At 73.2% G+C, this 12,543-nt stretch carries 10 protein-coding genes and 2 pseudogenes; 9 read left to right on the plus strand and 3 right to left on the minus strand.

All coding sequences use genetic code 11. From position 1 onward, the window contains the following. From PV343_RS39655 to sucD, 3 genes and pseudogenes are all read left to right on the plus strand, one after another. A pseudogene (locus tag PV343_RS39655) lies at nt 1-246 on the plus strand (hypothetical protein); the annotation flags it as partial. Nucleotides 247-848: 602 nt separating this feature from the next. Continuing rightward, a complete protein-coding gene (gene sucC / locus PV343_RS39660) occupies nt 849-2,030 on the plus strand; it encodes an ADP-forming succinate--CoA ligase subunit beta (protein ID WP_319151908.1) in 1,182 nt (393 codons plus the stop codon). A gap of 28 nt (nt 2,031-2,058) precedes the next feature. Next, entirely contained in the window at nt 2,059-2,943 is an 885-nt protein-coding gene (gene sucD / locus PV343_RS39665; RefSeq protein WP_319151909.1) for a succinate--CoA ligase subunit alpha, read from the plus strand. Nucleotides 2,944-3,036: 93 nt separating this feature from the next. Here sucD and PV343_RS39670 read toward each other — a convergent pair. Further along, nucleotides 3,037-3,873, minus strand: a pseudogene (locus PV343_RS39670) (RNA polymerase sigma factor); the annotation flags it as partial. A 137-nt stretch (nt 3,874-4,010) separates the two neighbouring features. On the opposite strand from PV343_RS39670, the gene PV343_RS39675 reads away from it, so the two are divergent. Then, nucleotides 4,011-5,897 carry a DUF6350 family protein gene (locus PV343_RS39675; RefSeq protein WP_319151911.1) on the plus strand — a complete coding sequence of 629 codons (1,887 nt, stop codon included), beginning with the start codon at nt 4,011-4,013 and terminating at the stop codon, nt 5,895-5,897. A 10-nt stretch (nt 5,898-5,907) separates the two neighbouring features. Here the strand turns inward: PV343_RS39675 and PV343_RS39680 are convergent, their stop codons facing one another. Next, complete coding sequence (locus tag PV343_RS39680; protein WP_319151912.1) at nt 5,908-6,702, minus strand: hypothetical protein; 795 nt, start codon at nt 6,700-6,702, stop codon at nt 5,908-5,910. A 282-nt stretch (nt 6,703-6,984) separates the two neighbouring features. Here PV343_RS39680 and purN point away from each other — a divergent pair, with 282 nt between their 5' ends. After that, nucleotides 6,985-7,623: a phosphoribosylglycinamide formyltransferase gene (gene purN, locus PV343_RS39685; RefSeq protein ID WP_319151913.1), complete on the plus strand. Its 639-nt coding sequence runs from the start codon at nt 6,985-6,987 to the stop codon at nt 7,621-7,623. Beyond that, nucleotides 7,620-9,191, plus strand: coding sequence for a bifunctional phosphoribosylaminoimidazolecarboxamide formyltransferase/IMP cyclohydrolase (gene purH / locus PV343_RS39690; protein WP_319151914.1), 1,572 nt, complete (start codon nt 7,620-7,622; stop codon nt 9,189-9,191). The genes purN and purH overlap by 4 nt, the downstream gene beginning before the upstream one ends. 139 nt (nt 9,192-9,330) lie before the next feature. On the opposite strand, the gene PV343_RS39695 is transcribed toward purH, so the two are convergent. Then, on the minus strand, nt 9,331-9,909 hold the full coding sequence (locus tag PV343_RS39695) for an RDD family protein (RefSeq protein ID WP_319151915.1): 579 nt from the start codon (nt 9,907-9,909) through the stop codon (nt 9,331-9,333). Nucleotides 9,910-10,173: 264 nt separating this feature from the next. Here PV343_RS39695 and PV343_RS39700 point away from each other — a divergent pair, with 264 nt between their 5' ends. The 3 genes from PV343_RS39700 to PV343_RS39710 form a co-directional block, all read left to right on the plus strand. Then, nucleotides 10,174-11,028 carry a bifunctional methylenetetrahydrofolate dehydrogenase/methenyltetrahydrofolate cyclohydrolase gene (locus PV343_RS39700; RefSeq protein ID WP_319151916.1) on the plus strand — a complete coding sequence of 285 codons (855 nt, stop codon included), beginning with the start codon at nt 10,174-10,176 and terminating at the stop codon, nt 11,026-11,028. Continuing rightward, on the plus strand, nt 11,018-11,488 hold the full coding sequence (locus PV343_RS39705) for a DUF3017 domain-containing protein (protein WP_319151917.1): 471 nt from the start codon (nt 11,018-11,020) through the stop codon (nt 11,486-11,488). Before PV343_RS39700 ends, PV343_RS39705 begins: the two co-directional genes overlap by 11 nt. A 423-nt stretch (nt 11,489-11,911) precedes the next feature. After that, nucleotides 11,912-12,543, plus strand: a 632-nt coding sequence (locus PV343_RS39710) for a helix-turn-helix transcriptional regulator (protein ID WP_319151918.1), incomplete at its 3' end; no start/stop codon positions are given.

Here is a 12,543-nt window from a genome sequence, read left to right on the forward strand (position 1 = left end):
CGTCCCGCCAGGGCTCCCGTCGCGCTGCCTGCCGGGGCACCGGCGTCGCCGCGTCCCACCGGGGACCCGGACGGCGTGCTGGGCAAGCAGGCGGCCGACGCCCCCGCGCCCCGCCACGGTGACGGCCGCGCCGTCGCGCCCGAGGGCCGGACGCCGCTGTGGCTCCGGCCGGCCCGCACGGCCGCCCGTGCCGACGCGCCACGGACCCGGGAACGGCACCGGGACGTCCCGGTCTTCCCCGGCTAGGTCTCCGGGCCGGACCGCCCCTCCTGCCCCACGACCGTCGTACGGACGGTGGGTGCGGCCGGGCGCCATGTCGACGGAGCCGGGCGGATCGCCGGTGCCGTCCTTCCGGGCCGTTTTCATGACACGGCCCACCCGCACGGCGTGCAGAGCGTGCGGCAGGGCATCAGCTACCTGGGCTGACGCCCCCATGAACTCCGCGGGGCCGTCGGCACCCGGACGGCCGAACGCCGTCGGACCGTCCGGCCGGCCCTCCGCGAGAAGGGGCGGGTGGTCCCCATTGGGGTGGGGGCCAACCGCTCAGGGCCCCTCCCGGGCCCGTCCTGGGGCCTCACCGGGTCAACCCCAGCCCGGTGAGGCCTCGCACATCCCCGCGAGGTCGGCACCGCGTGTCAGGAAACCCGGCATCATGTGACAGGTATCACCGCTCAGGTGTGACCCTCGATTTAGGGCGCTCCGGGTAGCGGCGATAACCTGCGAGACGGACATGCCGCGCGCTCGGACACCGTGTGCGCTCCCCTAGTGACAAGCGGACGTCACGTTGCCCTTCGCGGCACGCCCACGCATCCAACGAACCGCGAGATCACTGATAGGGACGGAAGCGCGTGGACCTGTTCGAGTACCAGGCGAGGGACCTCTTCGCCAAGCACGATGTACCGGTGCTGGCCGGTGAAGTCATCGACACGCCTGAGGCGGCGCGCGCGATCACCGAGCGGCTCGGCGGCAAGTCCGTCGTCAAGGCGCAGGTGAAGGTCGGTGGCCGCGGCAAGGCCGGTGGCGTCAAGCTGGCCGCCTCCGCGGACGAGGCCGTCGCCCGTGCGACGGACATCCTCGGCATGGACATCAAGGGCCACACGGTCCACAAGGTCATGATTGCCGAGACCGCCCCGGAGATCGTCGAGGAGTACTACGTCTCCTACCTCCTCGACCGTGCGAACCGCACCTTCCTTTCCATCGCCTCCGTCGAGGGCGGCATGGAGATCGAGGAGGTGGCGGCCACTCGTCCGGAGGCTGTCGCCAAGACGCCGATCGACCCGATCGACGGTGTGGACGAGGCCAAGGCCCGCGAGATCGTCGAGGCCGCCAAGTTCCCGGCCGAGGTCGCGGACAAGGTCGTGAACGTCCTCGTCAAGCTGTGGGACACCTTCATCAAGTCGGACGCCCTCCTCGTCGAGGTCAACCCGCTCGCGAAGGTCGCCTCCGGTGACGTCATCGCCCTCGACGGCAAGGTGTCGCTCGACGAGAACGCCGAGTTCCGCCACCCCGAGTACGAGGAGCTCCACGACAAGGACGCCGCCAACCCGCTCGAGGCGGCCGCCAAGGAGAAGAACCTCAACTACGTCAAGCTCGACGGTGAGGTCGGCATCATCGGCAACGGCGCCGGTCTCGTCATGAGCACCCTGGACGTCGTCGCCTACGCCGGTGAGAACCACGGCGGCGTCAAGCCCGCCAACTTCCTGGACATCGGCGGTGGCGCCTCCGCCCAGGTCATGGCGAACGGCCTGGAGATCATCCTGGGCGACCCGGACGTCAAGTCCGTCTTCGTGAACGTCTTCGGTGGCATCACCGCCTGTGACGAGGTCGCCAACGGCATCGTCCAGGCGCTGAAGCTCCTGGAGGACCGCGGCGAGAACGTCTCCAAGCCGCTCGTCGTCCGCCTCGACGGCAACAACGCCGAGCTGGGCCGGCAGATCCTCACGGACGCCAACCACCCGCTGGTGCAGCGCGTCGACACCATGGACGGCGCGGCCGACAAGGCCGCCGAGCTGGCCCACGCCGCAAAGTAAGCACTCAGGACGAGGACACCAACACACCATGGCTATCTGGCTCAACAAGGACAGCAAGGTCATCGTCCAGGGCATGACCGGCGCCACCGGCATGAAGCACACCAAGCTCATGCTCGGTGACGGCACCCAGGTCGTGGGCGGCGTGAACCCGCGCAAGGCGGGTCAGACCGTGGACTTCGACGGCACCGAGGTACCCGTCTTCGGGACCGTCAAGGAGGCCATCGAGAAGACCGGCGCCAACGTCTCCGTCATCTTCGTGCCGGAGAAGTTCACCAAGGACGCCGTCGTCGAGGCCATCGACGCCGAGATCCCGCTGGCCGTCGTGATCACCGAGGGCATCGCGGTGCACGACACGGCCGCCTTCTGGGCGTACGCCGGCAAGAAGGGCAACAAGACCCGCATCATCGGCCCGAACTGCCCCGGCATCATCACCCCGGGCCAGTCGAACGTCGGCATCATCCCGGGCGACATCACCAAGCCGGGCCGCATCGGCCTGGTCTCGAAGTCCGGCACGCTGACGTACCAGATGATGTACGAGCTGCGTGACATCGGCTTCTCGACCGCCGTCGGCATCGGTGGCGACCCGATCATCGGCACCACGCACATCGACGCCCTGGCCGCGTTCCAGGACGACCCGGAGACCGAGCTCATCGTGATGATCGGTGAGATCGGTGGCGACGCCGAGGAGCGCGCGGCCGCGTTCATCAAGGAGAACGTGACCAAGCCGGTCGTCGGCTACGTCGCGGGCTTCACCGCGCCCGAGGGCAAGACGATGGGCCACGCCGGTGCCATCGTCTCCGGTTCGTCCGGCACCGCCCAGGCGAAGAAGGAGGCCCTCGAGGCCGCCGGTGTCAAGGTCGGCAAGACGCCGACCGAGACCGCGAAGCTGGCCCGGGAGATCCTGAGCGCCTGAGTTCGCCGCACGCCCGCAGGCCCGTCCCGTCACCGGGGTGGGCCTGCGGGCGTATCCGTGCCCGCGGGCGTGTCCGACCGCCCGCGGGCGAGGTCAGTGGGCCGCCGGGGCGAGGCGGTCCGGGCCGTTGTCCTCCGCGCGCTGGAGCTTCGCGCGCAGCGCCAGCTGCTCCGGGGACAGCGGGCCCAGGGCCGGGGGAGGCGGCACGCCCTGTACGGCCTGGGCCGGGGCGATGGGCGGTTCGTAGTGGGTGGGCGCGGAGCGCAGGGTCAGTGCCGTCGCGCCGATGATGGTGACCGTGAAGGCGATCGCCGCCCGGGTCCAGAACACGTTCCGGCGCTCGCCGCAGGTGCGCACCGTGGTGGGCCCGGTCGCGAGCAGCCGCTCCGAGGAGGCCAGTTCGGCCAGGCGCCGGTGCAGCGCGCCGGGGTCGGCCAGCGCCGGGATCTGCTCGGCGACGACCTCACGGGCCCGGGTCAGCCGGCCGGCGGCGGCCGGGGTGCTCGCCTCGGTCTCCGCCGCCGTCTCCGGCAGGTCGAGGCCGACGCCGTCGTACAGGACGAGCGTGCGCCGGTAGGAGGGCGGGAGCCGCAGCAGGGCGGTCAGCAGGGCGCGGTCGGCCGGGTCGGCGGGCGGGGGCTCGGGGGACCGGTAGCGGGGGCGGAAGCGGTGCCAGGGGGAAAGCGCGCACTCGTAGGCGATCGCGCGCACCCAGCCCGCCGGGTCCCGGTCGCGGGCCACCTCGGGCCAGCGCTGCCAGGCGAACTGGAAGGCCCGCTCCACGGACTCCCTGGCCAGCTCGCGGCGCCCGCAGAGCAGGTAGGTCTGCCGTACGAGGGCGGGAGCGCAGAACGCGTACAGCGCGTCGAACGCCTGATCGGCCGTCAGGGCCGCGGGCGCACCGGCGTTTTCGGGCGGTCGCTCGCCCGGGACCGTAGGGCTTTCCGTCACTGGACACCACCCCTTCGTACGAAAAAGTACATAAACATATATTGGGCGACACATCGGGGGTTCTCCTGTTACGACGGGAAAGCGCGTGTCGTTGGGAGCATGGCGGGGTGACCCTGATGACCGCTCGCCGACCCTCGTTGTCGCCCCTGCTCCAGCGGATGCGGGACCGATCGCCAGGCCTGGGCGCGAGTCTGCTGGGCGGTGTGGTCGCCGCCGGGCTCGGCCTCGGCTCGCTCGCCGTCCTCGTGCTCGCCCTGTGGATCAGCTCGCCGTACCCCGACAGCGGGCCGGGCGGCGCGCTGCACGTCGCCGCCGCACTCTGGCTGCTCGCGCACGGGGTCGAACTGGTCCGCACCGACACGCTCTCCGGCGCTCCGCTGCCCGTGGGCGTGACCCCGCTGCTGCTGCTCGCGCTGCCCGTGTGGCTGCTGCACCGGGCCGCACGGGACGCGACGGACGTGCCCGCCGAACCCGACGGCCCCCCGCCCGTCCCGGCGCGCACCGCGTGGACCGGGGTGGTCCTCGGCTACCTCGGCGTCGGCGGGGCGGCCGCGCTGTACTGCTCCGGCAGCGAACTCCGACCTTCCTGGGCGTGGGTGACGGCGTGTCTGCCCCTGGTGGCGGCGGCCGCGGCGGCGAGCGGGGTCTGGGCGGCCCACGGCTGCCCGCGCGAGCCGGTGCTCCGCCTGCTGCTGGTGCTGCCCGACCGGCTGCGGCTGCTGCTGTTCGGGTCCGACGCCGGACCACGCCTCGGCGCGGCCGTACGGGCGGCGGGAGCCGGTACCGCCGTCCTGTTCGGGGGCGGGACGCTGCTGCTCGCCGCGTCCCTGGTGCTGCACGGACCGGCGGCACGGGCGTCCTTCCTCCAGCTGACGGAGGGCTGGACCGGGCGCTTCGCCGTCCTGCTGCTCGGTATCGCGCTGATCCCCAACGCGGCGGTGTGGTCGGCGTCCTACTCCCTCGGCCCCGGGTTCACCCTCGGCAGCGGGCACCTGGTGCACCCGCTCGCCTCCGACCCGGCGCCCCTGCTGCCCCCCTTCCCGCTGCTCGCGGCGGTTCCGGACGCGGGCCCCGGCACACGGCTCAACTGGGCGGTGGGACTGGTGCCGGTGGTGGCCGGGGTGACGGTCGCCTGGTTCGTGGCGCGGGCCGCCGTGCGGCTCGGGGAGCGGGGTGAGCAGGGCCGGCGGGCGCCCGCCCCCGTGTCACCGGCGCCCTGGCCGGCGGCGCGCACCGCCGGGGTCCTCGTGCTGTCCGCGCTGGTGTGTGCGGGCTTCCTCGCCCTCCTCGCCGCGCTGTCCGGCGGCCCCCTGGGCACGGCGGCGCTGTCCCGGTTCGGACCGGTCTGGTGGCAGAGCGGGGGAGCGACCGCCCTCTGGATCACGGCGACCGGACTGCCGGTGGTGCTGACGGTACGAGGGTGGCGGCTGTGGCGCCGCAGGGCCCACGCCAAGGCCGTCCCGGGGCACGGGACCGGCGCGGGTCAGGGGACCGGCGCGGGGAGGACGGTGGCGCGGACGCTGGCCGAGGGGGCCGGCGGGAGCGCGAAGGGGGCGGCGAAGAGCACCGCGCTGGAGCCGCCCATGGATGCGGCGAGGAAGACGGCGAAAGGCGCGGGCCGTACCGCGGCCTCGTCCACCGGGCCGGGCGAGGACGAGCTGTACGACTTCGTGCCCGCGCAGGACCCGTTCCCCCCGGCCTGGCAGCACGACGACCTCGCGCGTGCCTCGCGCTGGGCGGCCCTCCGCGAGGCCTCGGCGCCGCCGGAACCCGCCGGCCGGCCCGCGGAGAAGGAGCCCGCCCCCACCGGGGGTCCGGCGGACGGGAGCGGCTCGGACGGCGTGACCGGCACGCACGAAGTGACCGGCGCGGAGGAGGTGACCGGCGCGGCCGGGAAGGATCACGCGGCGGGCGCGGCCGGAAACGACCACGCGCCCCGCTCGACCGGCACGGCCGCCGCGCCCGACGAGTCCGGCCCGGAGAGCGCCGGGAGCACCCCCTAGGGCGCGTGCGTCAGCTGTTGTCGACCCCGAGCACCCCGCGAATCTCCTTGGGCAGGAGCTGATCGCAGGACTGCTTGGCCTCGTGGGTCAGGGCGTCGGTGACGCAGGTGTAGTAGTCGCGGTAGACCAGCTGCACGGCGAAGGTCGTGCCCACCAGGGCCAGCGCCAGGCACGCCGTGACCACGCCGCCGATCGCCGCCGTGGTGTGCGGGCGGCCGCCCGGGGCCGGGACCGGGGGCGCGGCCGGGGCGGGGGTGTCCGGGTTCCGGTCCTGGGTGCGGGGCTTGGCGCGCAGGGCGCTGATGCCCCAGTACAGGGCCAGCACGCCCAGCAGCAGCGCCACGTAGGGCCAGCTGAACAGGACGAAGAAGACGGACCACATGCCGGACAGCAGCGCGTAGCGCGCGCGGCGCTGGGCCGGGTCCGTCGGGTCCCAGCGCGGGTTGGGCCCGGCCGGGCCGCCCGGGCCCTCGGGGCCGCCGCCGGGCCGCTGGCCGAAGCCGCCGGGAGAGCGGCCGGGCTGGTGGTCGCTCCACTGGCCGCCCCAGCCGGGGCCGTGCCCGGGTCCTGAGCCCTTGGACCCTTCGGGGTGACGGGGCTCCCAGGGCCGGTCCGGGCTGCCCTCGGGCGGCGGCGCGAACGGGTTGTCGTCCTGCTGCTCGCCGCCGCGTCCGTCGCCGTCCCCGCCGTTCCGGGGCGCCTCGGGCGGCGAGGCCGGCCTCTCCCGCAGCAGCACGGCGCCCCGCTCGCCCTCCTGGGCCGGGTGCGGCGGGAACGTGAGGAGTCGCAGGCTGCGGTCGGGCATCAAAAGAGCGTCTTCCCCTAGATGAGTACGGCTGTGCGACATGAGCTTCCACCCCGTCAACGCACCGCACGACGACCGCGTTCCCGGGGCAGCTCCTGGTGGATCCCCCCGAACGCTACCTTCCGGCCACACACCCGTCCCCGGGGGGCCTTCGACGGTGCCGGTATCGTTGCTGACGGTCGGCCGCTTCGTAGACTTCCCCGTATTCCGGGGCGCGAAGCATTCGTACGACTGTACAAACCGCCGGCTGGACACATCGCTCCCCCGAGAAAGGGCCCCACCGTGGCCGCCACCCCCGCTGGCCAAGCGGTCAAGCGCCTCGTCGTGCTGGTCTCCGGATCCGGCACCAACCTGCAGGCGCTCCTGGACGAGATCGAGCGCACCGGAGCCGAGTCGTACGGCGCGCGGATCGTCGCCGTCGGGGCCGACCGCGACGGCATCGAGGGACTCGCCCGCGCCGAGCGGGCCGGGCTGCCGACCTTCGTGTGCCGGGTGAAGGACTTCGCCGGCCGGGAGGAGTGGGACGCGGCCCTCGCCGGTGCCGTGGCCGCCCACGAGCCCGACCTCGTGGTCTCCGCCGGGTTCATGAAGATCGTCGGCAAGGAGTTCCTCGCGCGGTTCGGCGGGCGGTTCGTCAACACGCACCCCGCCCTGCTGCCCAGTTTTCCCGGGGCCCACGGCGTGCGCGACGCGCTCGCGTACGGCGCCAGGGTCACCGGCTGCACCGTCCACTTCGTCGACGACGGCGTCGACACCGGCCCGATCATCGCCCAGGGCGTGGTCGAGGTCCGGGACGAGGACGACGAGAGCGCGCTGCACGAGCGCATCAAGGAAGTCGAGCGAAGGCTGCTCGTCGAGGTCGTGGGGCGGCTCGCCCGCAACGGCTATCGCATTGAGGGACGAAAGGTAGTTATCCAGTGACCGCCACCGCCGAGAGCACCAAGCGGCCCATCCGCCGGGCGCTCGTCAGCGTCTACGACAAGACCGGCCTCGAAGACCTCGCGCGCGGGCTGCACGAGGCAGGGGTCGAGCTCGTCTCGACCGGGTCCACGGCCGGCCGGATCGCCGCCGCCGGTGTCCCCGTCACCAAGGTCGAGGAGCTGACCGGCTTCCCCGAGTGCCTGGACGGCCGGGTCAAGACCCTGCACCCGCGGGTGCACGCGGGCATCCTCGCCGACCTGCGTCTGGACAGCCACCGCGAGCAGCTCGCCGAGCTGGGCGTCGAGCCGTTCGACCTGGTCGTCGTCAACCTCTACCCGTTCCGGGAGACCGTCGCCTCCGGCGCCTCGCCCGACGAGTGCGTGGAGCAGATCGACATCGGCGGCCCCTCGATGGTCCGCGCCGCCGCCAAGAACCACCCCTCGGTCGCGGTGGTCACCAGCCCCGAGCGGTACGCCGACGTCCTGGCCGCCGCGCAGTCCGGCGGCTTCGACCTCGTCACCCGCAAGCGGCTCGCCGCCGAGGCCTTCCAGCACACGGCCGCCTACGACGTGGCCGTCGCCTCCTGGTTCGCCTCCTCGTACGCGCCCGTCGACGAGTCGCCGTTCCCCGACTTCCTCGGCGCCACCTGGGAGCGGGCGCACACCCTGCGCTACGGCGAGAACCCGCACCAGCCGGCCGCGCTGTACGTCGACGCCGGCGGCGCCGGCCTGGCCCAGGCCGAACAGCTGCACGGCAAGGAGATGTCGTACAACAACTACACGGACACGGACGCCGCCCGCCGTGCCGCGTACGACCACGACGAGCCGTGCGTGGCGATCATCAAGCACGCCAACCCCTGCGGCATCGCGGTCGGCGCCGACGTGGCCGAGGCGCACCGCAAGGCGCACGCCTGCGACCCGCTGTCCGCGTTCGGCGGGGTCATCGCCGTGAACCGGCCGGTCAGCAAGGAGATGGCCGAGCAGGTCGCGGAGATCTTCACCGAGGTCATCGTCGCGCCCGGCTACGAGGAGGGGGCCCTGGAGGCCCTGACCAAGAAGAAGAACATCCGGGTCCTGCGGGCCCCGAACGGCCCGGCCAACCCGGTCGAGGTCAAGCCGGTCGACGGCGGTGTGCTGCTGCAGGAGACCGACCGGCTCCAGGCCGACGGCGACGACCCGGCCAACTGGACGCTGGCGACCGGCGAGGCACTCTCCGCCGAGGAGCTGACGGAGCTGGCCTTCGCGTGGAAGGCGTGCCGCGCGGTGAAGTCCAACGCGATCCTGCTCGCCAAGGACGGCGCCTCGGTCGGCGTCGGCATGGGCCAGGTCAACCGCGTCGACTCCTGCAAGCTGGCCGTCGAGCGGGCCGGCGAGGAGCGGGCCCGCGGCGCCTACGCGGCCTCGGACGCCTTCTTCCCGTTCCCGGACGGTCCCGAGATCCTGATCGGCGCGGGCGTGCGGGCGATCGTCCAGCCGGGCGGCTCGATCCGCGACGAGCTGGTCGTGGAGGCCGCCAAGAAGGCCGGCGTGACCATGTACTTCACGGGCACCCGCCACTTCTTCCACTGAGCCCACCGGGCCCGGTCGGCCCGCCGGGCCCCGGGCCCCGGGCTCACACCGAAGCGGCCTCCGGCCCCCCGTGGAGGGGGGCGGAGGCCGCTTCGGTGTTCGGGCGCCCAAGGCGCTGAAGGCGCCGGAGGCGCTCAGCTCACTGGGTCTTGATGACGATCGAGCCGCAGACCTTGTCGGCGAACGTCTGGCGCTTGGAGTCCCACGCCGGCCACAGCCAGCCCAGGTAGCAGGCGAGGCTGTCCAGGAAGTGGGCGAGACGGCGGACGAAGGCCATGCCGACGCCGAGCGGCTGGCCGGTCTCCTCCTTCACCAGGCGGATGCCCAGCGCCTTCTTGCCGATCGTCTGGCCGGTGCGGCCCTCCTGGATCAGCTGCCAGATCGCGATCGCGATGATGGCGAGCCCGCCGATCGCCGACAGCGCGGCGTTGTTGCGGCCCACGAGGACGAGGATGTACGGCACCATGAAGACCAGGCCGTCGACGAGGGTGCCGAGGAAGCGCTGTCCCCAGTTCGCGTACGGCGGCTGGACGCCGTAGCCGTATCCGCCCTGCTGCGGGTAGCCCGGGTAACCCGGCTGCTGCGGGTAGCCGTAACCCTGCTGCGGCGGGACGCCCTGCGGTGCCTGCTGGTAGCCGGGCTGCTGCTGCGGGTACCCGTAGGGCTGCTGCGGGTCCTGCGGCTGGCCGTAGGGGTTGTTGGGCGAGCCGAAACTCATGGCGGGTTTCCTCCGTTGACACTGCGGGGACGACGCGGAAGGAACGGAGGATCGTCAAGATCTGAGCGGTTTGCCCCCCAACCGGACCGCGATACTGCGCCGTTCATCGTCGGGGGAGAGGCCGATTCTTGTCCAGCCGGATTCGCAAGGTGTTGTGCAAGTGCAACATCGTCGATCAAGGACGCGCGCCCGGGCGGCGCGTGGGACCCGGCCGGAGGCCACCCGGATTGGAACCAGGGGGCGGTCATCCGCGAGGATGGGGGCATGACCGCCCAGATTCTCGATGGCAAGGCCACCGCAGCCGCGATCAAGTCCGATCTGACCGCCCGCGTGGCGGCGCTGAAGGAGAAGGGCGTCACGCCCGGCCTCGGCACGATCCTGGTCGGGGAGGACCCCGGCAGCCAGAAGTACGTCGCCGGCAAGCACCGCGACTGCGCGCAGGTCGGCCTCGCCTCCATCCAGCGTGAGCTGCCGGCCACGGCCACCCAGGAGGAGATCGAGGCGGTCGTCCGCGAGCTGAACGAGGACCCCGCCTGCACCGGCTACATCGTCCAACTCCCGCTGCCCAAGGGCATCGACGAGAACCGCATCCTGGAGCTGATGGACCCGGCCAAGGACGCCGACGGCCTGCACCCGATGAACCTCGGGCGGCTGGTCCTGAACGAGCCGGCCCCGCTGCCCTGCACCCCGAACGGCATCCTCACCCTGCTGCGCGGCCACGGCGTGGAGATCAAGGGTGCCGAGGTCGTGGTCGTCGGCCGCGGCGTGACCATCGGCCGCCCGATGCCGCTGCTGCTCACCCGGCGCAGCGAGAACGCCACCGTGACCCAGTGCCACACCGGCACCCGCGACCTGTCCGCCCACCTCAAGCGGGCCGACATCATCATCGCGGCGGCCGGCTTCCCGCACCTGATCCGCCCCGAGGACGTCAAGCCCGGCGCGGCCGTCCTGGACGTCGGCGTGTCCCGCAACGCCGAGGGGAAGATCGTCGGTGACGTCCACCCGGGCGTGACCGAGGTGGCCGGCTGGATCTCCCCCAACCCCGGCGGCGTGGGCCCGATGACCCGGGCGCAGCTGCTGGTCAACGTGGTCGAGGCGGCGGAGCGCAGTGCCGGCTGAGGACGCCCACGGCACGGAGCCGACCGTGCGCGACGCGATCAGCGCCCCCGACGCCGAGGGGCGCCCGCGGCGTGTCACACGCCGCTTCCCGCTGTTCACCAAGGACACCGCCCGGCCCGAGGGCGGCGGCCGGGCCGCCGCGGGCGACGCCCCGGCGCCCGCCCGGCAGTGGCCGATGCTGCTCGTGCTGTCGACGGTCGCCCTCGGCCTGCTGCTGACCGCGCTCGACCTGTTCCGGCTCGGCACCCTGCTGATCGGCGGGGCCCTGCTGGCGGGCGCGGTCCTGCGGTGGATACTCCCGAGCGTCGGCATGCTCGCCGTCCGCTCCCGCTTCACGGACATCGCCACCTACGGGGTGCTGGGCCTCGTCATCGCCCTGCTGGCGATGACCGCCCAGCCCAGGCCGTGGCTGGAGATCCCGTTCCTGAAGGACACCCTGCACTTCACGCTCACCAAGTAGCGCCGTCCGCGCGGCGCCGGGGTGTCCGGCAGCGGCGGCCCGTCCCCTCCCCCGAGCAAGACGGACCGCCGCCGGGACCCAGCCTTCCCTGCCGTGAACGGCCTGTTCAACGGCTGTCCGTCCGCTGTGGCACGGAAGTGACGGTTCCGCTACGGTGTCCGCGCACTGCCACATGTGCCCCGGGCGTGGCGGAACCCCGGCGAACCGGGGATACGTCACGAAGACCGCGTGGACGCGGGGGCACCAGGGGCGTGGCCGGTGCTCCCGTGCGCCCCCGCTCCGGGAACTGGGATCCTTGGTCAGCGCATCCCCATGGGTAGCCAGAACGGGTGCCGTACGAGGGCCGGACCCGGCCGGCGCAGGTACCCGCGGGGACGGCGCGGGGAACCGACAGCACCGACCGGGGGAAAAGAGGGGGAACCGATGCCTCGATGGAAGACCTTGCCGGACGAGCTGGATCCGCAGATCAAGGAGTTCACCAGCCAGCTGCGGCGGCTCGTGGACCGCAGCGGCCTGAGCATCGCGGCGCTGGCCGACCGGACCGGCTACAGCAAGACGTCCTGGGAGCGCTACCTGGGCGGGCGGCTGCTCGCACCCAAGGGCGCGATCGTCGCGCTCGCCGAGGTCACCGGCACCAGCCCCATTCATCTCACCACCATGTGGGAGCTGGCCGAGCGCGCCTGGAGCCGGGCGGAGATGCGGCACGACCGCACCATGGAGCAGATACGTATCAGCCAGGCGCGCGCCGCCCTCGGTGAGTTCGGGACGGCGGAGGCCGAGGCGAGCGGCGGCGCCGTGACGGCCCGCAGGGGCACCGGCACCGCCGCGGCCCCCGGCGTCGCGGGCCCGGCGGGCGCCGCTCCGTCGATCCCGCCCCAGCCGACGCCGTCCGACGCCGACGCCCGCCGGCACGCCGACGCACGGCAGGGCACGGACGGACGCCAGGGCACGGACGGACTGCTGGGTGCCGGCGGGGGCGGCGAAGGGCCGCAGGGTGCCGACGGCGGCCCGGGCGTCGCCGAGGTCAACTCCTGGCGTCTCGCGGGCTATCAGGG

This window comes from Streptomyces sp. WI03-4A (assembly GCF_033792105.1).
Taxonomy (GTDB): Bacteria; Actinomycetota; Actinomycetes; order Streptomycetales; family Streptomycetaceae; genus Streptomyces; species Streptomyces collinus_A.